This window comes from Rickettsia bellii RML369-C (assembly GCF_000012385.1).
Classification (GTDB): domain Bacteria; phylum Pseudomonadota; class Alphaproteobacteria; order Rickettsiales; family Rickettsiaceae; genus Rickettsia; species Rickettsia bellii.
The window spans coordinates 186730-211548 of the sequence record NC_007940.1; the positions used below are offsets into that span (position 1 = coordinate 186730).

Consider the following 24819-nt stretch of genomic DNA (forward strand, 5'->3'; position numbering starts at 1 on the left):
GTAGCAATCTAACAAAATTGTATTAATTACAGTTTAGCGGAATATTTAATATACTATTCCAAACTGTATCCCAGCCTTTTGTATGGGTAATATTAGGGAAAACCTTATGCTTGACGCAATTAGATGAGCTAGCGTTTATATAAAGTTTTGCGATAAAAGTTGGAACTCTTTTGTCATCTGCTCCTGAGAGATGTAGTTGAGGGATATGACTGATTTGCTTTGCGTAATTTATTGGATTTAATGATTTAGTTAGATAACCACGATAATTATGGTGCTTGTCAAATTTCTCAGTATCTAAATTACCGGCAATCGTTATAATATCTTTCACATTACTATTTTGGCTAGCGATTAATATTGTAAGCCCGCCGCCACCTGAAAAGCCAACTAAGCTAAATTTCTGCCCGTTATTAATAGTATTTATGACATCATTAATTGAATTTACTACTTCATGGTTCATTCTTTTATCTAACCAATAATCATTAACGCATTTTGCATTCATCTCTAAAGGAGTATATTGACAAGGTCTTGCTATATAAACAACATTCGGTCGCTTATCGATTGTAGCAAGCTTTAATAACATTGGATTAACAGGGGTAGGGTTGTCAGAATTAACGCCTCTATCTGCAAGATGTCCATCCCCTTCAATGTAAAATACAAAAGGCTGATTACGATCAGTAACACGCTGATAAGTCGTAAGAATAAAATCACCACCTTTTACAAGTTTTTGCTGAAAATTATTTTGTTTAGCTATATCTTGCGAATGTTTCACTCTACTCGCCACATCATGGGTAGTAGAACAACCAGAAAGTAGAACAGAAACTAAAAATATTATCCAAATAAAATTTTTCATAATGTATTTAATGGTTATTGGTAGACGCTTTATATTGTCATCCCGTGGCTTGACCACGGGATCCAGGAAAAAGCGAGATAACCTAATCTTTTAATTTTAAAGATTTACTATATTGTATTTTTTAATTACTGGATTCCTGCTTTCGCAGGAATGACATCAGAGCCATACAACAAAGCCAGTTTTTCCTCGCAATGACGTTACGATAATTAGAACGGTATTTCGTCATCTAAGTCGCTATGATCAAAAGAAGGTTTGGAATGTTTATATTCACTATGACCTGAATCTTGAAGACTAGAACTAGTAGAATTTTTGCTATCCAATAATATTAATTGTGAATTAAAATTTTGTAATACGATTTCTGTAGTATATTTTTCCACACCTGAACTATCATTCCATTTACGAGTTTGTAACGAGCCTTCAATATATAATTTACTACCTTTTTTAACGTAGTTTTTTACAACAGATACTAACCCTTCGTTAAATATCACTACTCTATGCCATTCGGTCTTTTCTTTTTTTTCACCGGTAACACGGTCTTTCCAAATGTCGGTGGTGGCTAAAGAAAGATTCGCTATTTCCTTTCCTTCCCCCGTAGTTCTAATTTCAGGATCACGTCCTAAATTGCCTATTAATGTCACTTTATTTAAGCTACCTGCCATAGATTACCTATTTTAAAAATATTATTATTGCAATAATAAAATAAAAGAGCCTATAATACTACAGTTTTTTTAAAATATCCTAAAATTTTTCAGTAAGAGTGATATGAACCAAGAATATATCAAGGTACGTGGTGCTAAAGAGCACAATCTAAAGAATATAAATGTTGATATTCCAAGGAATAAATTTGTCGTTATAACTGGTCTTAGCGGTTCGGGTAAATCTTCCTTAGCGTTTGATACGATTTATGCAGAGGGTCAAAGAAGATATGTTGAGAGCTTATCTTCATATGCAAGGCAATTTTTGCATTTGCAAAATAAACCGAATGTTGAGTCTATTTCTGGATTATCGCCAGCTATTGCGATTGATCAGAAAACTACTTCTAAGAATCCCCGTTCTACAGTTGGAACTATAACCGAGATTTACGATTATCTAAGGTTATTATATGCAAGGGTTGGGATTCCTTATTCTCCGGCAACGGGTCTTCCTATACATAGTCAAACTGTTTCTGAAATGGTAGATATAATAAATGAATTACCACAAGGTACGAAGATATATTTACTAGCTCCGATTGTCAGAGGACATAAAGGGGAATTCAAACGTGAGATTATGAATCTGAAAAAGCAAGGATTTCAGAAGTTAATTGTTAATGGGGAAACTTGTGAAATAGATGATTTGCCGAAGCTTGATAAAAATAAAAAACATAATATTGAAGTAATTGTTGACAGAATAGTTTTAGATGAGAATTTAGGCAATAGGCTAGCTGATAGTTTAGAGAGTTCATTAAATCTTGCTGATGGCATTACCTACCTAGAAATCGTAGAATTACCAACGGCAGCTAATACTGAATACGAAAAAAATCAGCGTATAACTTTTTCCGAAAAATATTCTTGTCCAGTATCAGGATTTCAGCTTACAGAAATTGAACCAAGAATATTTTCTTTCAATAGTCCTTTTGGTGCATGTCCTAAATGTGAGGGGATTGGTAAAGAGTTTTTCTTCGATCGTGATTTAATTGTACCAGATCATAGAATATCCATTAAAGATGGTGCAATAGTGCCGTGGGGCAGTACGTCCTCAAAATTTATCCTAGAGACATTAAAAGCACTTGCTGAGCATTATAGATTTTCTATAGAATCACCTTTTTCAGCTTTATCTGATAATATTAAAACAATTTTATTTGAAGGTTCTGGAGAAGAAGCGATAAGATTTGAGTTTCATGATGGTTCTAAAACACAAGTAATTCATCAGCCATTCGCTGGAATAATACCGAGCTTGCAAGAAAAAGATCGTACTATAGAATCGGTTTTAATCAAGGAAGAGTTAGCTAAATTTAAGTCCGAACATAAATGTACGGCTTGTAATGGCTATAGGCTAAAAGATGAAGCTTTATGTGTTAAAATAGTAAATATTCATATAGGTGAAGTAGCAGATATGAGTATTGCAACACTGCAACAATGGTTTGCTCATCTAGAACAAAAATTAAATAAAAAACAATTATTTATCGCTGAACGTATCCTTAAAGAAATTAATGAAAGACTAAAATTTTTGATGAATGTTGGGCTTGATTACCTAACATTGTCACGAGAATCTGGCACTTTATCAGGAGGAGAAAGTCAGCGTATCCGTCTTGCTTCACAAATAGGATCGGGTTTAAGCGGTGTTTTATACGTACTTGACGAACCATCTATTGGTTTGCATCAACGTGATAATACTAGATTAATTGAAACACTAAAAAGGCTAAGAGATCTTGGTAATACTGTTTTAGTGGTTGAGCATGACGAAGAAACAATGTATGAGGCTGATCATATTATCGATATAGGTCCGGGTGCTGGTATTCATGGTGGTCGGGTTATTGCTGAGGGTAATGCCGAAGAAATAAAGAATTTTGAAGAAAGTATTACAGGAAGATATTTAAGCGGTCGTCAAACAATTAAAGTGCCAACGCAAACACGAACAGGACATGATAATAGAGCAATAGAGCTTATTGGAGCTGTTTCTAATAATTTAGATAATGTCGATATAAAAATCCCGCTCGGTACATTTACTGCTATAACAGGGGTATCAGGAAGCGGAAAATCAAGTTTGATGATCCATACTTTATATAAGGCTGCTTTAAAGCATCTAGAGCCTACAGCAAAAGTATTTCCAGGAAAATACCAAAAATTAAAAGGACTTGAATATATAGATAAAATTATTGATATTAATCAGTCACCAATTGGTAGAACTCCACGTTCTAACCCTGCAACTTATACCGGTGCATTTACTCATATTAGAGACTGGTTTGTAGAACTGCCTGAGTCAAAAGCCAGAGGTTATAAGGTTGGTAGGTTTTCATTTAACGTTAAGGGCGGTAGATGTGAGGCATGTCAAGGTGATGGGCTAATTAAGATAGAAATGCACTTCTTGCCTGACGTATATGTAAAATGCGACATTTGTAACGGTCATAGATATAATAGAGAAACTTTAGAGATAAAATATAAAGGTAAATCTATTGCTGATATATTAATGATGACAGTAGAAGATGCAATGCAATTCTTTGAAAAAATCCCATTAATCTATGAAAAACTTATTACCTTAAATGAAGTAGGGCTTGGCTATATTAAAATCGGTCAATCAGCAACTACTCTTTCCGGAGGGGAAGCACAGCGTGTTAAACTTGCTAAAGAGCTATCAAGGCGTTCAACCGGTAAAACTCTTTACATACTAGATGAGCCGACTACAGGATTGCACATTGACGATATCAATAAATTGTTAAAAGTGCTGCATAAGCTTGTTGATATGGGTAATACTGTTTTAGTTATCGAGCATAATCTAGATGTGATAAAAACAGCTGATTATATTATCGATGTTGGTCCTGAGGGTGGTGATAAAGGCGGTAAGATAGTGGTACATGGCACCCCTGCCGATATTGCTGCTTGTTCTGAAAGCCATACAGGTAGGTATCTAAAGCAATATTTAAAGTGATATAGTTTGTTAGATGCATAGTATTGATGCGGCAATCTTAGGAATTTGGTACTAATATTTATTAGGATTATTTTAATATTTTATCAATCTGTTTTAGAGGAATTAGAGAGGTATTTAAAAATTTACCTTCTTGTATTCCATTATAAACCAAGTAACTTTCAATATTTGGATCGAGTTTATAAAAATAGTTTAGATTTTTTACATAATCAGGTTGGAAAGTTGAATTAAATTTAATTTCAACAGCTTTTATTGTTCCACCCCACTCTGCAACAAAATCTATTTCATGACCGCTCTTATCTTTCCAAAAATAAAAATTTGCCGGTAATCCTAAATTCAAACGTCCTTTCAACAGCTCTAATATTACTAAATTTTCATAAAGTGCTCCTTTAAGATAATGTGTTTCTAATTGTTGTTCTTTTTCAAGTCCTAGTAATGTGCAGGCAATACCTGTATCGTAAAAATACAATTTCGGCATTTTAATAAGACGTTTATTAAAATTTTTATAAAATGGTTGAAGAAAAAAAATAATATAGCTTGCTTCCAGTATGCCAAGCCATTGACGGGCTGTTGTATGAGAAATACCACAATCTAAAGCAAGTGATGAAAAATTTACAATCTGTCCAATTCTTCCAGCACATAATTTTAAAAAAGTTTGAAATCGATTAAAATTTTCAATATTTTTTAATTGACGTACATCACGTTCAATATAGGTTTGAATATAGCTTGGGTAAAAATCTAAAGGATGCATATTTAAATTATGCAATAATGGATATCCACCTTTAAATATACTAGCTAAAGGATTTTCTGCTTCTTTTAGTTCTGATAAGCTAAGAGGTAAAAGAGTAACCATACCTATACGACCAGAAAGAGATTGCGATATATGGTGACTTAAACTAAAATTTTGAGAGCCTGTAATTACATATCGTCCTTTTTGGGATGATTCATCTACTACACCTTGCAGATATGATAAAAGTTCTGGAACATGTTGAACTTCATCAAAAATAGCTCCATTTTGATAATTAGCCAAAAATGAGCGTAAATCTTGTTGTGCTTGAATTCTAGTGTCTAGGTTTTCTAACGATACATAAGGTAAATGAGGAAATAATATTTTTGCAAGAGTAGTTTTCCCTGATTGTCTTGGTCCAGTAATACCTAAAACTGGGTAAAATTTAGAAAATTTTTCTAAAACTCCTTGTATAAAACGTTGATACATTTTAAATATTGCCTAATTGAATTCAACAGTTTCAATTTAGCACTAATTAATTAAAAATTCAAGAAATTTAGTTTTTCTGTTTTTAGATATTACGCATTTAATATTTACAAACACCATTTAACTTGGTTAATCATCTGTAAATATTGATTCCGGTAGCTTCCGGAATCAATATTTTTGATATCCCAGTTTTCACTATTTAGTATTACTGTTTTAACATTTAATTTGTTATATAAGTTTGGATTTTGCTCAGTACTTAAAACAAGACATTTATTATTAGACTCTTTAATTAAAGAGTCTAATTTACTGAAATATCTTAAGCTTTTTTGGCTGTCGCTATATAATTTTGTCGTACGGATATTTGTATCAATAAAAAAATACTCGCTACTGTCGCTTAATAAAATCACATCCTTTATATTAGCAAATTCGTTATTTTTAGCTTCTTGCAAATCTTGTAATTCTTTCATTGCTAGCTCAAGATTATTATTAATATCTTGTTGTAATTCAGGAAATTTTTCACTAAATATTTTAGTAAACTCCTGTAGTAAAACTTTTACGTTATCAAGATCAAGCCAAATATGCCAATTATCTTTTATGATTTTTAAATCTTTAATATCGCTGATTTTTATAATGGTGTTAGCATGATTATTAATTAACTTCTCAGCAAACCCATCAAATTCTTCATCTATATAAATAGCGATATTGGCATTTTTGACTTTTGCTAGATCACTTGGTTTTAAATTATAATGATGCGGGCAGCCGTTACTTATGGCTAAACTCTCTATCTCCGCTTTATCTTTAACCAGCATTGCAGCTATGCTTGCAATTGGAGTAATGCTCGTTACTATTTTAGGTTTAGCGTAGCTAGTAAAGCTGAAAAATAGTAGGTAGAGTATGGCTATTGTCATCCCGTGGCTTATCCAACGTTGTTGCATGACTTCGATGTCATTCCCGCATAGGCGGGAATCCAGAAAAAATAAATTTTTATACTTCATAGTTTTGATTCCTAATTAATGACTGGATTCCCGCCTACGTATGAAAGCTTTGTTGCGTATATCATTTCCCCCTGTCATTCCGTGGCTTGTCCACGGAATCCAGAAAATAATAAAAAATACTAATTTTATTAGTATTTTTAACTGGATTCCGTGAATAAATCACGGAATGACATATACTTATATATTACTAGATTCCTGCTTTCGCAGGAATGACACTAGTTCCAACTTACTAAGCTTAAAATCTTGATCTATCCAAATCTTTTTTAAGTAATTTAGTTTTTTGCCTATTTCTTTTTGTTCTATATTCATATTCAGTAAATCATTGCCGTTTATTGGAAATTTAGGTCGTTCTAATGAATCATATATATTTATAAATTTTGTTATTTGTGAATAATCTATCTTCCCTAATATATTTGCTGTTAATAGATATTCTTTATAATTTTTATGTTCTAGCCAGATTTTTTTTATATCAAATTCAGTGATTATATTTTTGTGAATAAAATCTAATATTGATAATATTTGGATAGTTTCATGTTTTGAGAATTTCCAATCTAGAAAATTTTTTAAATTTAAATCTTTTTGATAATATAATAATAATGCATATCTAGTACTTAATTCTAGATTAAAGCTTTTGGCTTGCTCTGCAATTTTTATTTCATAATTTTGGATAGAAAATATCAATGCCAAAATCCCTATTTCAAACATGGCTTTTAAAACTTCAGGGCTATTACTAGAAACTATAATTCTATCAAATTCACTTTTTATGCGTTCTCGTGATAAACTCATTAAGCCGCTTTTTAGTTCATCGCATGCTTTAAATCCTTCTGGATTAAGCCTATTGGCATAATAGCTAGAAAAACGAAAAAATCGTAAAATACGTAAATAATCTTCTTTAATTCTTTGGTGAGCAGCTCTTATAAATACTACTTTTCGCTGCTTTAAATCTTCAAATCCATTGAAATAATCATATATTTTACCTTTAAAAGGGCAATAGCTTAAAGCATTAATAGTGAAGTCTCTTCTTTCTGCATCTTCAGCAAAATCATTTGTGAATACTACTTTAGCGTGTCTGCCGTTACATTCAATATCTTTCCGAAGAGTTGTAATTTGAAACTGTTCCTTTTCTAAAATAGCTGTAATTGTACCAAATTTTAAGCCAGTTGGGATAGTTTTTATCTTAGCTTGGGATAAAATGCTTGTTACTTCATTTGGTAGTAAGTTCGTCGCTATATCAATATCATAGCTCTCTTTACCAAGCAAAGCATCACGAACTGAGCCGCCAATTAATCTTGCTTCTCCTTTTTTATTAAGAAGACTCAAGATTTTTTCATATCCTTTTGAAGGAATATTTAGTATTTTATTGATAGTTTGCATGACTAGATTTTATAGTACATTTTTTAGAATTGCAAAATATAAGTATAACCGGACTTTTGCTTAAAAAATCTCTATTAATAGTCATCAGATTTCCCGTGCATTTTGCTTTATGATTAAGATTGATATGAATTTCGGCTTCTTTGCAATAGTTATTTTTATTAAAGATGATTCTTTGCCCATAAGTTATGAAAAGATTATCTTTTAGAGGCAATAATATACTATCTTTTTGTCCAAACCAATTAGCCCAATAAATCCTATTAAATGTTGCCATCTTATCGGCATAAATTTCAAGCTTACCTTGCTTATTTTTAACCCCAATTGCCATGTTACTTGCATCAAATATTAATTCAGGCTTTGGCGAATAAAGCATAAATATAAAAGATACTGCCATAATCGCAAGACCAAATAATCGCCACGTAGTTTTCCATATACAAATCCAGAAAAATCCAAATAAAAAAAGTAAAATACTAAAATTTGTAATATAGCCAAAATACCAAACTGAGCCAGGTAAATTATTAAAATAGTGGGCTGATCTAATTATTATTTCGATAAAAAACCCTATAATTTTTAAAATGTAACTATCAAACCCAATCATAGTAAAAGGCAGAGATAGTAAAGCAAGAGGCATCAGAAAAAAGGACATTACAGGTACAGCAATAAGATTTGTTGGTACTGAATAAGTGGAAAATATAAAAAACTGATTTATTACTACGGGGGCAGTAATGATGCTTGCTAAAAAACTAGAATAAATATTTGATATAGCATAAAATTTTATTGCTCCAAAAATGCTTTTTTCTCTCCAAGTAACCACGAATTTTTAAGATAAAACTCATAACCTGCCACAAGTGATAATACTGCAATAAAAGATAGCTGAAAACTTGGATGAAAAATATATTCGGGATTTAGTGATAATATTATAAACGCCGCAATAGCAAGAGAGCGAATAGGAAAACCAGAACGCCCGATAATAATACCATAAATAAAAATTGCTGCTGTAATAAAAGCTCTTGTTGCTGCGATTTGCATCCCGCTTAGCTCTAAATATCCAAAGCTGCCGATTAATGCACAGTAAGCAGAAACTAATTTTATATTATAATTATACGCCAAATAATTCGATAGATTTAGCAAAAACCTTGTAGTAGTGAAAATAATCATTACCACTAGCGACAAATGTAGCCCTGAAACGCATAATACGTGCGATATACCGCTTTGCCGCATATCTTGCATGATTTGTCTGTTTAAGCCTTTCGTCTCACCAAGTAATATCGCAGCTGCAAAATTTCCTTTATCACTACCAAGCTTGTTTATTAAATTATTATAAATGAAAATACGTATTTTATAAATAAAGCTATCAATAGTCGTTTCATTGCGTGCTATAATTTTAGGTTCTGACATCGCATAGCCATTTGCTCCTATATCAGCAAGATATGCATAAAACCCGAAATCATAACCGCCTGGTAATATACTATTTTGAGGTTTATAAAGCTTAGCAAGTAGAGCAATGTAATCATTAACTCTAACTTTTTGTAAATATTTTTTCGGTATACTAATTTTTACCTTTTGTAAATCACGATTAATTTTCTCGATTTTTATTTCGTTTAATACTACTTGTCCTCCGATAATGGTTGGTTTGATAGATTCTATTTTGCCGCTAACTACCGTAATTATAGGCTTATGAATGGTTTGACCATGCACACTTGCCGTACGGTATTTTGCGACTAATAAACCAATCGTAAAAGCAATAATAATACCATAAATAAACTTGATGATGATGCCATATCTTTTGCTAGTAGATAATATTAAAAGAGCAAGTAAAATAATCCCAATAGTTGAAAAAGAAAAATCAAAATTTAAAGAAAAATAAACTATAATTCCGCAGATGAAACTAACGAAATACCATAAATTAAGATGGTTATATTCGGCTTCAAAAGTTGCTTTTAAATAATTTAGCATTTTCAATTATAAGCTAAAAACACATTATACTCGCCCAGAGATCCTTTTTCAATAGCAAGATCAAATTATTAAAATAAATTAACCACATTACTATTATACGCAACTTTGGTAAGCATAACTAAATTTAGGTATTCAGAGTATGAGTAAAATGACCACAAATAATTCCGCAAAAAAACTAAGACTTTTAAAATATTCTTTACTTGCTTCTATATCAGCAGCAGCAATAATTGCGACTACTGACGCTATGGCAACAAGCTTAGAATATGCACAGCCTACTGATGAACATAAAAAAAAATTTACCAGTGTGTTGTCACAACTTAGTGCTAATCAAACCGTTGATGCAGTAGAAAATGATACTCAGACAGAAGCAGAAGACCCATATAAATTGAGTTACGAACATAAAAAGAATTTAGCATCCCAATTAAAAAGAAGACCTTCTAGGACAAAAGGAAATAAAAAACATGTAGCTAATCCAGAAATTCAAAATAAAGAAGCTGATAAAGATTTTGAAAATTTCTTTAAAAATCCAAATGTAGAAAAGCCTGCTATATCAAATAATTATACTCCAGAAACAAAATCTGTTCTTGATTTAGACACAAAAGTTTCTAACCAACAAACACAAAATAATTCTTCTAATGATTCAACGAATGAAACATTTGTAACAGCTAATAACACGCTTCTTTCAACTCTAAGTACTTCGTTTGATCAAATGGAATATAAGTATATGGCTTTGAGGAAAGATGTTCAAACGAAGATGGACAAAATAGATAGTGCTATTGAACAGTCACAGGGAAATAATAAAAAGTCATTAAAACAAGCAAAAAGCAGTTTATCCAAAAAACAAAAAGCCATATTAGATGCAGCTAATATAGAAGAGCAAATAATAGAGCTAAAAAAAGCAGATAGCAGTTCAAGAGAAGAAAATAAGATAAAAAAGCTTGTTAAAGAATTAAAAAAGTCTGAGAAAAAAGTAGAAAAAGCATATTCAGATATAGAAACGTCATTTAATAAATTAAAATTAGAACCAGAACCAATGATATCATCTGGTTTTGATACATCGACTGTACAACAAGAACCAAACTCACAAAGTGATTTTAATCCTGCACAGGCTAGCACGCCTAAAAAACTTGGAGTATTTTCTCGTCTTTTTGGTAAAGGTAAAAAAGATGATAATACATCAGCGGAAGAGCCAAAGCTTACAAAATCTCAAGAACAATTACAAAGAACTAAGGCTGCTAGGCAGGGTGTAGCTGATAAAAATAAAGCAACTGCGGATGAAGTAAAAAGAAAAAGTGCAGAATATCAAGCACAGATAGAGCAAGATAATAACGAAAGAATAGAAAAAGTTAAAGTTGATAGGGAAGCACAAAGAAAAGCAAAAGAAGTACGAAGAAGACAGGCAGCTGAAGCATATGCAGCAGCAAAGAAAAAAAATAATATAGAAGAGGCACGGATACAAAAAAATCTATTAATGGTTGCATTAGGAACGGAGATAGAAAAGAAAAGAGTATTATTAAATAACCAAGAGAGTGGACAACAGGTTCAAGATGATTTAAACCAATTAGAAAAAATAAAAAAAATATTAAATCAAAATCCAGAATCTTTAGAGACTACAAGAGAAGGGATAGGACGAATAGGATCGCACAAAGATAAAACTGTAGCAGAAAAGAAATTATTAGAAATAGAAAAAAACAAGAAAACTTAAAACTAAAAATAATAGGAGAACTGGCTAAGGAAAAGCCAAATCATAATGATATAAAGAAATATTATGAGAAAGTAGAAAGGATTTCTGGAGAAATAAAAACTGAAATAGGACAAATTACTTTTCCACCGCAACCACCTGCTCGAAATAAAAATAACACTAATAATGTAAGCATTCCTGTAACACCTAGAGTGCAAAAGATTGTAGATAATAGCAAGTATGATTCAGGAGGATATTTAAAACCAAACCCGCCCTCAGTACAGGACTATATAGAAGTATTTCCAGATCCAGTTGTAGATGTGCAGCCTCAAAAAGAAGATCAGTCAAAACAACATCCTACGTTTACTCAAGCAGATTTAAATGTACGTATGTTGCCATTGGTTGAAACATATATGGAAGTAGGAGGACTAATAAAAAACCTACAAAAAACACCTAGTTTTTCTCAGCAAAAATTAATTGATACAAGTTTAGCAAGTATAAAAAAAGAGCAAAAAAACTTAGAAAATATAATTCAAGAATTAAATATATTAAGATTAAAGCTAGTTAACAAGCCACAAAATGAAACAAGCTATAATAGGCGAATTGAGGAAAAACTTGCTGAAGCAAAACAAATTGAAAGCAGAATAAATGGATACCAAGATAAGATAAAGACGAATGTAGGATTTATTACAGCTAATAAAGAGGATACGCATATTGTTCCAAAAAATAATTTAGCTCTTTTAGGACATCAAAATATTGAGTACTCATTACATAGAATTAATAGTGCTAATAGTAATAAGCGTCCAGTATTGTTTGATAGATTACTTAAAGATTTAAATAAGAAAAAAGACGAAGCTAAAGCAGTATGGGAGCAAAGAAAATAAAGAAAGAAAAGATTTAAATGGTGATGAAAACAGGCAAATAAAAGCAGCTGAGGCATTATTAAAACAATATGATAATGATATAAAATTAGTTGAAGAAGCATTTGAAAATTACAAAGAAGATAGTAGAAAAAGTAATGATATACAAAGTCCAGCATCATCTAATTTAGAATATTTAGCACTTGAAGAGAAATTTGCCTCACTACGAAAACATGATGAGCTAGATATTGAAACAAAATATCATGAATTACGCCGCAAAAGATTAGACCATGAAAAGTCACAATTACTTCAGGACTTAGCCCAAGAATCACAGTTACGACAACATATAGAGGATTTAGGTTCAACTCCTAGCTCTAGTAATTCATCAGATAGTGATGTAGAAATAAAGGCTCAAGGATATAGTGCAACACCGTTAAAGAAATATGCTTCAGTTCATAGCATTAGTGATCTAGTTGGTAGTAAAGAAGACTTAAGCGTAGAATTTGAAAAATTAGTTGAAGCTGAAAGCTTAAACAATGAATCTAAGACAGATAGAGAAAATATAGACCCCAAATTAAAAACAGAATTTAAAGAAATTATGGATGGGTTTGACAGGGTAGCTGCAGATATAAATTCAGAACTTGAAACACTAACTGCAGCGAAAGGCTTAAACGATCAACCTAACGCAAATATTGGCACAAAAACTGAAGATGCTTCTGATCAACTATTATTATCAACTAATGAACATAGCTCCTTGGGAGTAAGTAATGGTAGAGAGGATAAACCTAGTTCATCAGGATTAATTGATGGTGGAAAGAGTGAACATAGATTGTTAGGAGTAAGTGATGGTAAAGAGGAAGAAGATAGATTCTTAGGGCTAAGTGATGGTAGAGAGGATAAACCTAGCTCATCAGGATCAAGTGATGGCGGAAAAAGTGAATATAGCTTGTTAGGAGTAAGTGATGGTAAAGAGGAAGAAGATAGATTCTTAGGGCTAAGTGATGGTAGAGAGGATAAACCTAGCTCATTAAGGCTAAGTGATGGCGGAAAAAGTGAACATAGCTTGTTAGGGGTAAGTGATGGTAAAGAGGAAGAAGATAGGTTCTTAGGGCTAAGTGATGGTAGTGATGATAAGCATGGTCTTTTAGCATTAAGTGATGGTAGAGAAAATAAAAATGATTCTTTAAAATTAAAAGATGGTGATGATAAACGTAGTTTCTTAAGGTTAAAGAGTGGCGAAAAGGATGAAGATAGCTTTTTAAAATTAATAGATAGTGATGATGATTATGATTCAGGTATAGAAGAAGATTTAGAATATAGTAAACCGCTTAAAAAGATTGATGCAATTACAACTATCCCTCTTCCGCAAGCAGTAGAAGAAGTAAAAAAGAGTGTTGCGGCAATTGCTCCTACTACTAATCAACAAATTCAAACTGTTCAGAAAGTGACGAAAGATTCTATTTTTACTAGACTTGATTCTATTGCAGTAGTTAAAATTAATGAAGATAATAACGTTGCTATAGCAGCTGGTGATGAAGAGTCACCAGTTAAAAGAGGTCTATGGATGCGTACTATGTACGGTGTTAATAACCAAGGTAGAGTTAATAATATTAATGGCTATAGAGGTATTAATAAAGGTGGTACTGTTGGTTTTGACGTTGAGATCGATAATAATATTATAGGTATCGCTTATAGTAACGTTCATTCAGTATTTAAGTTTAAAAATAACAATAATAATGATAAAGAAATTATTAAAAGTCATATAGTTTCTATCTATGGGCAAAAAGAATTACCGAAAAATTTTGTATTGCAAGGTTTAGTTTCTGCTTCTAAGAACTTTATTAAAAATAAAACTACTTATTTATTTAATAATACTAAATTTAAGAGTAATGTAAAACATCGTAACCATAGCTATAACGCAGAAGCTTTACTCAATTATAATTATCTGGCTACAAATAATATAGTCATTACGCCAAATATCGGTTTAAGATACGGAAAATCACGAGATGGTGTATATAATGAAACAGGTATTAGTATTCAAGAAATAGCTCTTGCAACGAAAGAAAATAATATATTATCAGGAATTATCGGTGCTAAAACGAAAATACCTTTAAAAAATAATAATTTAGGGCTTACGCTACATAGTTCCATAGAGCATAATTTCAATGAAAAAACTCAGAGAGTAAATAGAACTATTCAAATACAAGGTAATAAATTTACGCAAAACCATATAATACCGAAACAAGCAAAAACAGCCTATAATTTAGGTGGCGGAATTATAGGAAGTGTTAAGAACACGATTATTTCGTTGGATTATAACTATTATTTGAATAAACGTTATCATAGCCATCAAGGTAGTATTAAACTTAAAGTAAATCTATAATTTTGCTTGCAATACTTAAAAAGATATTGTATAAAACCTTTGAAGTTATTGTAATTAAAGTGCATTGTTATATTATCTGTTAGCCCGTAAGGCTTGCTTAAGTGGATCAGAAAACACCCTCGGTGTCATGCCGTGGCTTGACCACGGCATCCAGAAAAAATAATGAAAAATACTAAAATTAGTATTTTTAACTGGATTCCGCTACAAGCTCATGGGATGACAAAGATAGGGCTAATACACGCAGGCAATGCCTTGCGGGAATGACAGATTAATAATAACATTTCTTAAAGGCCCCTTCGTCTAGCGGTTAGGACACCACCCTTTCACGGTGGGAACACGGGTTCGAGTCCCGTAGGGGTCACCATCCTTATTTCTCGATTATTCCTTACTAAAAATACTATTGTGCGACTCAAGAGTGGTTATTGTGAAAAAGTATTGCCAGCATATATCAGTTTTTCCTTTGTCATCCCGTGGTGGCTTGTTCGTGTGCATTAGTTTCCCCGTCATTGCGAGGAGATACAAAGTATCGACGTGGCAATCTTGTCAAGCATCCTAAGATTGCGTACGTACAAGTTACTTCGTAATTTCCTCACAATGACGGGAAAACTGATCCATACGGAATGACACATACGTAATAAAAAACCTATATAGTTTGACTATGTAGGTTTTTTTGCTTTATAATGTACAAGATGACATTAAGAATCTTAAATAAAAAATTATGTTAAATAATATTAGAAAAACTGCCGATAGTTTTATAATGCGGGTTTTATTCGCAATGATCGTTTTTGCCTTTGTTGGCTTTGGCATTAAAGATGTATTACATGGAAGAGGCGGTGGCGATATCGTAACTTTTTCTCATGCGAAAAACATATCGCAAGAAGATTTTCTGCGGGCAAAATCTTTAGAAATTAACGCTATATCTAAACAAGTTGGAGTAAGCCTAACGGAAGAAGAAATAGCACAATTAAATATAGATAATAGAATCTTAAAAAGGCTTGTTTTTGAGAATATCTTAGATTATCTAGTTAGCTATTATGATTTTGATATAAGCGATGATACTGTAAAAAATTTAGTAAAAGAATCACCGGTTTTTAAAAATGATCAAGGAATTTTCGATATAAAACTTTTTAAAACTTATTTTAGAAATTCTTATACAGATGAAGAAAAATATTTAGTAAATTTTAAAGAAAAAGCTTTAAAAAATATTTTTGCCGGTACTTTTTTAGATAGCTTTTATGTTCCGAAAGCTATGACTGATAACATAGTAAATTATATGGCTGAAAAAAGAGAAGTAGAATTAGTACAAATGAATCTACAAAACAAGCCAAAAGATTTACAAATTCCAGTTCCCTCTGATCAGGAATTAAAAGATTTTTATCAAAATAATAAATCTTCATTTGAAATACCCGAGAAGCGTAGCTTTTCATATATAAAAGTTACTACTGAAAACTTACAAAAGAAAATCCAAGTTACTAAAGAAGAATTATTAGAATTTTATAATGAGAATAAAGAGGAATTTGGAGAACAAAGTTTTGAGGATGTACAAAAACAGTTACGTGAACAAGTAGAATCTCAAAAAATTGATATCCTAAATATGGAACTTGCTAAAAATTTAGAAGATGATGTTGCAGCTGGCTCTAGCTTAGTTGAAATTGCGGAAAAATATGAACTACCTATTAACAATATCAATAATATAAGCTATGCCGATTTGATCGAAGACAAAATAATCGCCGAAAATGCCGATAGTATTTTTGAGCTTAGTGAGGGGGAGTTATCTTATCCGATTGAGGCAGAAGATAAAAGCTATTTAGTACTTGTTGAATTAAAATCTATAAATCCAGCAAAAATACCTGAATTTGATAGTATTAAGGAACAGATAAATAGCACTTGGATCAAGCAATATCTTGCCGATCTGAATATAAAAATTATGAAAGATTTAGCAAAAGAAGATAATTTTGATACAGAAGATAAAACATCAAATGCTAAAATACGTAACAAGACTTATATAAGATCAGAAATGGAAAATGATCAGATGCTAACTCCTGAAATATTATTATCCATTTTTAACACTCAAATAGGTGCTAATACTCCTGTATTTCAAGTAGGTGATGACTTATATTTTGCCCATATTAAATCTACAAATATAGATGAGCAGGTAGCTAAAAATATTAGAACCAACTCAGAAAAAAATATAGTAAACACTATTAAAAATTCTATAATTGATGAATTGATTAACTATACGATCAAGCAAAATGATATGAAAGTGAAGACTATGTAAATGAGTTGTGTCACCCCGCAGCTTGACTGCGGGGTCTTATGTCACAGACTGCATCCTAAGATACTGCGGTCAAGCCGCAGTATGACAATTAGTATCCAATAACAAAACAACATATGAGCTTTAGAGATTTACCCGAGTTTTTGAAATTGTTAGAAAAAAACGGTGAATTAAAGCGTATTTCTGTTGAAGTTAAAACTGATCTAGAAATTACTGAAATCAGCAGAAGAGCATTGGAGCAAGGTGGTCCTGCTTTACTTTTTGAGAATGTTATAAAATCTGACGGCAGTAAATCTACAATACCTGTTTTAACCAACCTTTATGCTAGTATCAATCGTATTTGCATGGGGCTTAAGCTTCAGAATATTCAGGAATTAAGAGAGCTAGGAGTTTTACTTGCATTTCTTAAACAACCACAACCTCCATCATCTTTTAAAGAAACATTATCGATGTTACCGCTAGCAAAGCGTATCTTTGCTATGTCGCCTAAAACTGTTTCAAAAGCCGCTTGCCATGAGATTATTATCGACAAGCCTGACCTTAATATATTACCAATCCAAAAATGTTGGTCTCTTGATGTTTCACCTTTAATTACTTGGTCTATAGTTGTAACTAAAGGACCAACCGATGAAAAGGTTGATAATTATAATCTCGGCATATATAGAATGCAGGTTATTTCGGAAAATAAATTATTGATGCGATGGCTTAAGCTGCGAGGTGGTGCAGAGCATCACAAACGTTGGAAAGGAGCAAAAAGAGAGCCTTTTCCAGCTGCTATCGTTATTGGGGCAAATCCGGCAGTAACTATGGCAGCAGTAATGCCTATACCAGAAAATATTTCGGAATATAATTTTGCTGGGTTGCTTGGTAATGAAAAAGTAGAGCTGGTAAAGTGTAAAACCATTGATTTAAAAGTTCCAGCACATAGTGAAATAGTGCTTGAGGGGTATGTTAGTCTAGATGAGTATTTACCCGAAGGTCCTTTTGGTGACCATACTGGATATTACAATGATGTTGAAGAGTTTCCAGTATTTACTGTAACAGCAATAACGATGAAAAAAAATCCTGTATATTTGAGTACTTATACAGGCAAACCTCCAGATGAGCCATCAATACTTGGTGAAGCATTAAATGAGATTTTTATCCCTCTTATTCAGCAACAATATCCGGAAATTGTTGATTTTTGGCTGCCACCTGAAGGTTGTTCATATAGGGTTGCAGTAGTGTCGATTAAAAAGTCTTATCCTGGTCATGCTAAAAGAATAATGCTTGGTGTTTGGTCTTATTTACGGCAATTCATGTATAGCAAATTTATTATCGTTGTCGATGATGATATTGATATTCGTAACTTGCAGGAAGTAATTTGGGCAATCTCAACAAGAGTTGACCCAAAGCGTGATACAACGTTCATAGAAAACTCTCCAATAGATTATTTAGATTTTGCATCACCAGAGTCAGGACTTGGCAGCAAAATGGGAATAGATGCAACAGATAAAATATACCCTGAGACAAACAGAAAATGGGGTAAAAAAATCGAAATGGATCAGGAAGTTATCGACAAGATAAATGATATGTGGGATAGTCTAGAGATATAATATGTCATTGCGAGCGACTGCAAGGAGCGTGGCAATCTTATGAAATAGAGTTATAAGATTCCTGAGATTGCTTCGTCGAAACTTACAGTTTCTCCTCGCAATGACGTAGTAACATCACCGGAACTGAACTATGTACAACATACCACACGAAACGATTATCAATAATTTCAAAGAAATAGCTGATAAATATCAAGAACTGATCGTGCATTTAATGCAGGGCAAGGGTAGTATAATACCACAAAATTTAATTAATAGTGATAAGAACAGAATTATCGCTACCTTAATGGTAGAACAATTTTGGGCAAATCCTGAAAAATTTTGTAGTATTAATGCCCAGTATATTGAAAAGTTAAGAGAGCTTACTACGAATGCCTTTGTGAAATTTGTTGGTAGCCCGGCAAAAGCTATATTTTCTCCGGATAATCGTGATAAAAGATTTAAAGATTCTTTGTGGGAAGAGAATGCTTATTTTGATTTTGTTAAACAATATTATCTACTATCTGCTGAATGGCTTAAGAAAAATATCGATCAATATGAATTATCAGATGACCTTAAGCAGCATTTAGATTTTTTAACTAGGCATTTTATTGATGCTTTTTCGCCATCAAATTTTGCTTTTTGTAATCCAAAAGTTTTACGTGAAACTTTGGAAAGTGGGGGGCAGAATTTAGTACAAGGGCTTGAAAATTTTCTAAGAGATATAAAAAATTCAGGTGATATATTAAATATTAGAACTACCGATAAATCAGCTTTTAAGCTTGGTGAGAATATTGCAACAACAAAAGGAAAAGTTATATTTCAAAATGATTTGATGCAACTGATATGCTATGAGCCGAAAGCAAAAGTGCATAAGATACCGATACTAATTATTCCCCCTTGCATAAATAAATATTATATTCTCGATTTATCCTCGCATAATTCATTAATATCTTTTTTAGTAGAAAATAATTTTTAAGTTTTCCTTATTTCATGGGTTAATCCGGATTCATCTTTAGCAGAAAAAGGCTTTGATGATTATTTACAATATGGGATTTTAGCACCTATTGAATATATTAGAAAGCTTGGCTTTAAAAAAATTGACTTCGTTGGATATTGCATGGGCGGAACGTTTCTTGCCATTATTCTTGCATATTTAAAAGTAAAAAAACTAGATTGCACTAATAGTGCTACGTTCTTTACCACCTTGCTTGATTATACTAGTCCTGGTGAGCTTGGAGTATTTTTTAATGAAAATACGATGAAGTATATTAAAGAGGATATGGATTTGAAAGGATATTTTGATGGAAAATATTTATCAAATACCTTTAGTTTACTAAGAGCTAACGATTTAATTTGGACATTTTTTGTAAATAATTATTTACTTGGCAAAAATCCTATGCCTTTTGATTTGTTATATTGGAATGCTGATTCTACAAATTTACCGGCAAAAATGTATCAAGAATATTTACAAAATACTTATTATAATAATTTATTAAAAGAGCCTAATACTTTAGATGTATTAGGAACTAAGATAGATCTTGGTAAAGTTGATTGTAATTCTTTCTTTGTGGCAGCTAAGGAGGATCATATCGCACCTTGGCGTTCAATATATGATGGAATGAAATTAATAAATGGTGATAAGATTTTTTGCTTAACTGATTCAGGGCATGTAGCAGGAGTGGTTAATCCTCCAAAAACTACTAAATATAATTATAGACTTAATGATGATTTAAGTTTAAATAGTAGAGAATGGCTTTTGAAAGCTACGGAACATAAAGGTTCATGGTGGGATTGCTGGCTTAATTGGCTTATCAAAAATAATACTGAACTAGTAAAATCTTTAGATTATAAAAATTTAATAGCAATTGAAGAAGCACCAGGAAGTTACGTTAAAAAATAAAAAAGTTTGTGAAGAGAAAAAATAAAAAATTTACGGAAATATTTATTGCCTTTATTTTAGGCATAGCAATAGGTGTTTTAGGATATTCAGATTATGGAACTGATCTAATAAATCAGTTCAAAATATCGCATACACCGCCTCCAAAAATAAAGCATTACAATATTTCGCAGCTTTCTAGAAGTAAAGTTAGTACATGTTTTACTCCCCCATCAGGTTGCACTAAATTTATAGCAGATCAGATTGATACGGCTAGAGAGTCTATTTACATGCATGCATATGGTATGAGCGATTCGTTAATTACTGCGGCTTTAATTGATGCTCAAGCACGTGGTGTGCAAGTTAAGATCTTACTTGATCGTAGTAATTTAAAGCAAAAATTTTCTAAATTACACGAATTACAACGAGCAAAAATTGAGGTAGGTATAGATAAAGTTCCGGGTATTGCTCATAATAAAGTTATAATTATCGATAAAAAGAAAGTAATAACCGGTTCATTTAATTTTACTGCCGCTGCTGATAAACGTAATGCAGAAAATGTAATCGTTATAGAAGATGCTGAGCTTGCAGATTCTTATCTACAAAACTGGCTCAGTAGAAAAGCAAGAAATGGATAGGATTGTTATATAACGACTGGATCCCGTGGACAAGCCACGGGATGACAAGGCTGGAGTTGACCCGCATGATTTGGGATAGACTGCCAAGACCTAAACAGTTTTCTTATTAAATACGTTTTTTTGTGCTTGTTGTGCCATATTTTGCATATTAGAAGAAGCTTGATGAACATTTTCAGAAATATTCTTATTTACTGCTTCTAGTATTTTTGCTGAAGATTCATAGGAAATATTTGCAATTTCTTTAGCGTTATTCATAGATGTTTCATAAATAGATTTGAAACATTTTTGGTGACAATCGCTAGCTTGCTTAAAATCATTAGTACCCATTGCTTCTTTAGTAGAATTCAAAATGGTATTAACATTATGTTGTATCATTTCGGAGTTTTTCTTAAGCAAATTTTGCATGCTTTCAGTAGCTATTTGATTTGTTGTTACTAAAATATTTAAAGCTCTTTGCATTGTTCCGGTGGTAGATGAAAAATCTATATTAGGCATATTTTTTAAAGAACTCATATAAAGTTCAGGATTCATATAAGATTTCATAAAATCTAAAAATTGTGTATTATTTAACATTATTTTTCTCCTAAAAATAAATTAAACTTTGTAAAATATAAGTGACTGTGTGTTTTGTGGGTTTGTTAAGAACCCTTAACCCATTAGTCCATGCTAACATTTATAAAATTACGAGTCAATAATTGTTAGATGGTAAGTTAATATTAAAATTAATTAAGCTTTATAAATGTTAGATACACAAATACAAGAATTAATAATTAAGTGGCAAAAATACCTCAGCTTGCAAAAAAATTACTCTAATCATACCCTGATTTCCTATAATAATGATCTTAAACATTTCCTTGAGTTCATGAATTATTATAATTCGGATATCGTCACAATGGATTATATTAAGGCAGCAGATATAAGATTAATGCGAAGTTGGCTTGCTAAAAGAAAATGTGATAATTTTGTTACTTCATCAATTGCCCGTGGTTTATCTGCCATAAAGAATTTTTATAAATTTTTAGAAAAGACGGCTGAATTACATAATCATGTGGTTTTTTCTATTAAATCTCCCAAAAAAAGTAAATTACTGCCAAAAGCCTTATCTGAAGAAGAGGTAAATATATCACTTGATCATATTGAAGAATATGGAAATAGTCAGTGGATAGAAATTAGAAATAAAGCATTACTTGTTCTTATATATGCTTCAGGTTTACGAATATCTGAAGCATTATCGATTACAAAGCTTCATTTACAAAATTTAGAATTTATAAAAATAATGGGTAAAGGAAGTAAAGAGAGGGTAATTCCTTGGCTTGCTATTGCTAGAAATTTGATCACAGAATATTTAGAAAAATTACCATATGAATTGAAAGATGATGAACCAATATTTAGAGGGAAGCAAGGTAAAAAATTGCAACCTCCTGTATTTAACCGTGAGTTAATTAAGTTGAAACGCTTTTATGGCTTACCTGAATATTTAAGTGCTCATTCATTTAGGCATAGTTTTGCCTCGCATTTACTAGAAAATGGAGCAGATTTACGCTCTATTCAAGAGCTATTAGGACATAAAAGTTTATCAACTACACAAAGCTATACAAAAACAAGTATAAAGCATTTAGAAACGGCATATGTTACCGCACATCCAATCAAAAAATAAAATGTTATTTAATATTAATAATCTTCTTGTGTTAATTTTAAGTTATATATTATATTAATTTAAAACCTTATAAGTATAGGTACTAAATAGATAATATTGAGATTTATGAATATGTTTAAAATTACTACATTGCCTGAAGAATATAAGCCGTCTAAAGACGAAGAATATATGTGTAAAAATCACTTAGAATATTTTAGGCAAAAACTTTTAAAGTGGAAAAATTCTTTACTAAGTGAATCTCAAGAAACTTTAAATTATCTAAAAGAAGAAAATTGGAATGAATCAGACCCTAATGATCGTGCTACTACTGAAACAGAAACTGCTTTCGAACTTCGTACTAGAGACAGATATCGTAAGTTATGTGAAAAAATAGAGCAAGCATTAAAGCGTATTGAAGAGGGTGAATATGGTTATTGTGAAGAAACAGGCGATCCTATAGGTATAAAAAGGTTAGAAGCACGACCAATAGCTACATTATGTATTGAAGCACAAATGCGGCATGAAAATTATGAAAAAAATCATTTAGACGAACCGCAGAGATAAGTAAGTGAAATTGAGTAATTATTGTCACCCCGTGATTTATTCACGGGGTCTAGCTAACTAATCCTAGTTTATTGCAATGATTTCAGTTTGTCTAATACTTCCTGAGCATGTCCTTTAGCGTTGACAGAACGCCAAATATGCCTAACAACGCTTTCCTTATCAAGTAAGAAAGTTGCTCTATCTATGCCCATATATTTTTTACCAAACATTGATTTCTCTACCCATACCCCATATTGTTCGCATAAATTTGAATTTGCATCTGAAGCTAAATCAAATTCTAAACAATATTTTTCTTTAAACTTATCATGAGAGTCGAGTTTATCTTTTGAAACCCCGATAATTACTGCATTAAGCTTATCGAATTCTGGTTTTAACTTGTTGAAATCTTGTGCTTCTAAAGTACACCCCGGTGTGTCATCTTTTGGGTAAAAATATAGCACCACAAATTTGCCTTTTAAATCAGATAATTTAATTACTTTCTCTTTGCCTATATGTAAAGAGAAATCATGAGCTTTTTTCCCTATTTCTAATGTCATAAAATTTCCATGTTTAATTATTAAGTTCAGAGGACTTAACTTAGTTAATCATCTTATATTAAAATATGCGTTTTTAAAATTATTTTTTATCATATTGCTTTTTTTATCGGATTATTTATTATGTAAATACAAAATATCTAGGTTTAATTTTTATTAACTATTTAAAAAAATAGTAAGAAATTTAAATGATATAATATAAACAATAACATTAATGATCGGAGAATATCATGAAAAAAATTTTAGTAACATTTGCAACTGCTGCTACATTATTAGTAACCCCTAATGCTTTTGCTGATGATGCTACAAAAAGTGAAATACAAGCACAAGAAGTAGCTCAGGAACAAACAAAAACAATTGCTCAAAAATTAGAAGAGCTAAAAGAAAATTTAAAAGATTTAGCAAAAAATGGTAGCGAAAAGTTTAATCAAACTTTAAGTGATACTTATAATCAAATGTCACAAACTATTGCAGAAATAAAAGATGAAAAAGGTAAAGAGCTACAAAAAGCTTTAGATGATGCTAATGAAAAAATCGAAGAATATAAAAAAGCTGGTACTAAACAACAAGAGCAAATGCGTCAAGCTATTATTGATAAATTAGATGCGTTAAATAAAAATATTAACGAACACAACGAAGAAAAAGCAAAATCATAAGTAATGTATTTTTAGCTGGACCTCGTTCCCAAGCCACGGGGGGCATTGCCCGCATGGATCAATTTTCCAGTTGTCATCCTGCGAGCTTGTAGCGGGATCCAGTTAAAAAATGCTAACTTATAGCATTTTTTATTATT

Annotated in this window: 18 protein-coding genes, 1 tRNA gene and 3 pseudogenes; 13 read left to right on the top strand and 9 right to left on the bottom strand. The window is 31.6% G+C overall.

All coding sequences use genetic code 11. The features are described from left to right. Positions 1–22: 22 nt before the first annotated feature. Together RBE_RS00840 and ssb are read right to left on the bottom strand one after the other, a co-directional pair. Complete coding sequence (locus RBE_RS00840; RefSeq protein WP_011476855.1) at positions 23–850, bottom strand: alpha/beta hydrolase family protein; 828 nt, start codon at positions 848–850, stop codon at positions 23–25. A gap of 206 nt (positions 851–1056) precedes the next feature. Beyond that, positions 1057–1509: a single-stranded DNA-binding protein gene (gene ssb / locus RBE_RS00845; protein WP_011476856.1), complete on the bottom strand. Its 453-nt coding sequence runs from the start codon at positions 1507–1509 to the stop codon at positions 1057–1059. 103 nt (positions 1510–1612) lie between these two features. Here ssb and uvrA point away from each other — a divergent pair, with 103 nt between their 5' ends. Beyond that, entirely contained in the window at positions 1613–4474 is a 2862-nt protein-coding gene (gene uvrA / locus RBE_RS00850; protein ID WP_011476857.1) for an excinuclease ABC subunit UvrA, read from the top strand. Between the two features lie 67 nt (positions 4475–4541). Here uvrA and RBE_RS00855 read toward each other — a convergent pair whose 3' ends face one another. The 5 genes and pseudogenes from RBE_RS00855 to RBE_RS09560 form a co-directional block, all read right to left on the bottom strand. Beyond that, positions 4542–5687 (bottom strand): ATP-binding protein, encoded by a 1146-nt coding sequence (locus RBE_RS00855; protein ID WP_011476858.1) that lies wholly within the window; start codon positions 5685–5687, stop codon positions 4542–4544. Positions 5688–5791: 104 nt separating this feature from the next. Next, the gene (locus RBE_RS00860) at positions 5792–6619 is read right to left on the bottom strand and encodes a metal ABC transporter solute-binding protein, Zn/Mn family (RefSeq protein ID WP_041804599.1); all 828 of its coding nucleotides are present in this window, start codon (positions 6617–6619) and stop codon (positions 5792–5794) included. A gap of 237 nt (positions 6620–6856) precedes the next feature. Then, positions 6857–8053: a CCA tRNA nucleotidyltransferase gene (locus tag RBE_RS00865; protein ID WP_011476860.1), complete on the bottom strand. Its 1197-nt coding sequence runs from the start codon at positions 8051–8053 to the stop codon at positions 6857–6859. Beyond that, positions 8037–9271 (bottom strand): annotated as a pseudogene (locus RBE_RS09430) (ComEC/Rec2 family competence protein). Before RBE_RS09430 ends, RBE_RS00865 begins: the two are co-directional and overlap by 17 nt. A gap of 228 nt (positions 9272–9499) precedes the next feature. Next, positions 9500–10006, bottom strand: a pseudogene (locus RBE_RS09560) (hypothetical protein); the annotation flags it as partial. A gap of 148 nt (positions 10007–10154) precedes the next feature. On the opposite strand from RBE_RS09560, the gene RBE_RS00875 reads away from it, so the two are divergent. The 9 genes and pseudogenes from RBE_RS00875 (at position 10155) to RBE_RS00915 (ending at position 21293) form a co-directional block, all read left to right on the top strand. After that, positions 10155–11711, top strand: coding sequence for a hypothetical protein (locus tag RBE_RS00875; RefSeq protein WP_041804601.1), 1557 nt, complete (start codon positions 10155–10157; stop codon positions 11709–11711). Between the two features lie 188 nt (positions 11712–11899). Beyond that, a complete protein-coding gene (locus RBE_RS00880) occupies positions 11900–12571 on the top strand; it encodes a hypothetical protein (RefSeq protein ID WP_011476864.1) in 672 nt (223 codons plus the stop codon). A gap of 1048 nt (positions 12572–13619) precedes the next feature. Further along, positions 13620–14930: pseudogene (locus RBE_RS00885) on the top strand (autotransporter outer membrane beta-barrel domain-containing protein); the annotation flags it as partial. Between the two features lie 289 nt (positions 14931–15219). Next, positions 15220–15294, top strand: a tRNA-Glu gene (locus RBE_RS00890). A gap of 354 nt (positions 15295–15648) precedes the next feature. Beyond that, positions 15649–17208 carry a SurA N-terminal domain-containing protein gene (locus RBE_RS00895; RefSeq protein WP_011476866.1) on the top strand — a complete coding sequence of 520 codons (1560 nt, stop codon included), beginning with the start codon at positions 15649–15651 and terminating at the stop codon, positions 17206–17208. Positions 17209–17321: 113 nt separating this feature from the next. After that, positions 17322–18800 (top strand): UbiD family decarboxylase, encoded by a 1479-nt coding sequence (locus tag RBE_RS00900; protein WP_011476867.1) that lies wholly within the window; start codon positions 17322–17324, stop codon positions 18798–18800. 130 nt (positions 18801–18930) lie between these two features. Beyond that, the gene (locus RBE_RS00905; RefSeq protein WP_011476868.1) at positions 18931–19755 is read left to right on the top strand and encodes a poly(3-hydroxyalkanoate) synthetase; all 825 of its coding nucleotides are present in this window, start codon (positions 18931–18933) and stop codon (positions 19753–19755) included. Between the two features lie 9 nt (positions 19756–19764). After that, positions 19765–20679: a PHA/PHB synthase family protein gene (locus RBE_RS00910; protein ID WP_331270692.1), complete on the top strand. Its 915-nt coding sequence runs from the start codon at positions 19765–19767 to the stop codon at positions 20677–20679. An 8-nt stretch (positions 20680–20687) separates the two neighbouring features. Further along, positions 20688–21293, top strand: coding sequence for a phospholipase D family protein (locus RBE_RS00915; RefSeq protein ID WP_011476870.1), 606 nt, complete (start codon positions 20688–20690; stop codon positions 21291–21293). A gap of 90 nt (positions 21294–21383) precedes the next feature. Here the strand turns inward: RBE_RS00915 and RBE_RS00920 are convergent, their stop codons facing one another. Next, complete coding sequence (locus RBE_RS00920; protein WP_011476871.1) at positions 21384–21866, bottom strand: phasin family protein; 483 nt, start codon at positions 21864–21866, stop codon at positions 21384–21386. Between the two features lie 166 nt (positions 21867–22032). Here RBE_RS00920 and RBE_RS00925 point away from each other — a divergent pair, with 166 nt between their 5' ends. Together RBE_RS00925 and dksA are read left to right on the top strand one after the other, a co-directional pair. Further along, positions 22033–22950: a tyrosine recombinase XerC gene (locus RBE_RS00925; RefSeq protein ID WP_011476872.1), complete on the top strand. Its 918-nt coding sequence runs from the start codon at positions 22033–22035 to the stop codon at positions 22948–22950. 111 nt (positions 22951–23061) lie between these two features. After that, positions 23062–23493 (top strand): RNA polymerase-binding protein DksA, encoded by a 432-nt coding sequence (gene dksA / locus RBE_RS00930; protein WP_011476873.1) that lies wholly within the window; start codon positions 23062–23064, stop codon positions 23491–23493. A gap of 68 nt (positions 23494–23561) precedes the next feature. Here the strand turns inward: dksA and bcp are convergent, their stop codons facing one another. After that, positions 23562–24029, bottom strand: a complete 468-nt coding sequence (bcp, locus tag RBE_RS00935; protein WP_011476874.1) for a thioredoxin-dependent thiol peroxidase — start codon at positions 24027–24029, stop codon at positions 23562–23564. A 227-nt stretch (positions 24030–24256) separates the two neighbouring features. Between bcp and RBE_RS00940 the strand changes: the two genes are divergently transcribed. Further along, positions 24257–24682: a hypothetical protein gene (locus RBE_RS00940; RefSeq protein WP_011476875.1), complete on the top strand. Its 426-nt coding sequence runs from the start codon at positions 24257–24259 to the stop codon at positions 24680–24682. The last annotated feature ends 137 nt before the right edge of the window (positions 24683–24819 follow it).

Bases quoted from the DNA above. Each gene is read 5' to 3' on its own strand.
- RBE_RS00840 (WP_011476855.1), bottom strand. From the start codon at position 850: ATGAAAAATTTTATTTGGATAATATTTTTAGTTTCTGTTCTACTTTCT.
- ssb (WP_011476856.1), bottom strand. From the start codon at position 1,509: ATGGCAGGTAGCTTAAATAAAGTGACATTAATAGGCAATTTAGGACGT.
- uvrA (WP_011476857.1), top strand. From the start codon at position 1,613: ATGAACCAAGAATATATCAAGGTACGTGGTGCTAAAGAGCACAATCTA.
- RBE_RS00855 (WP_011476858.1), bottom strand. From the start codon at position 5,687: ATGTATCAACGTTTTATACAAGGAGTTTTAGAAAAATTTTCTAAATTT.
- RBE_RS00860 (WP_041804599.1), bottom strand. From the start codon at position 6,619: ATGCAACAACGTTGGATAAGCCACGGGATGACAATAGCCATACTCTAC.
- RBE_RS00865 (WP_011476860.1), bottom strand. From the start codon at position 8,053: ATGCAAACTATCAATAAAATACTAAATATTCCTTCAAAAGGATATGAA.
- RBE_RS00875 (WP_041804601.1), top strand. From the start codon at position 10,155: ATGACCACAAATAATTCCGCAAAAAAACTAAGACTTTTAAAATATTCT.
- RBE_RS00895 (WP_011476866.1), top strand. From the start codon at position 15,649: ATGTTAAATAATATTAGAAAAACTGCCGATAGTTTTATAATGCGGGTT.
- RBE_RS00900 (WP_011476867.1), top strand. From the start codon at position 17,322: ATGAGCTTTAGAGATTTACCCGAGTTTTTGAAATTGTTAGAAAAAAAC.
- RBE_RS00905 (WP_011476868.1), top strand. From the start codon at position 18,931: ATGTACAACATACCACACGAAACGATTATCAATAATTTCAAAGAAATA.
- RBE_RS00920 (WP_011476871.1), bottom strand. From the start codon at position 21,866: ATGTTAAATAATACACAATTTTTAGATTTTATGAAATCTTATATGAAT.
- RBE_RS00925 (WP_011476872.1), top strand. From the start codon at position 22,033: ATGTTAGATACACAAATACAAGAATTAATAATTAAGTGGCAAAAATAC.
- dksA (WP_011476873.1), top strand. From the start codon at position 23,062: ATGTTTAAAATTACTACATTGCCTGAAGAATATAAGCCGTCTAAAGAC.
- bcp (WP_011476874.1), bottom strand. From the start codon at position 24,029: ATGACATTAGAAATAGGGAAAAAAGCTCATGATTTCTCTTTACATATA.
- RBE_RS00940 (WP_011476875.1), top strand. From the start codon at position 24,257: ATGAAAAAAATTTTAGTAACATTTGCAACTGCTGCTACATTATTAGTA.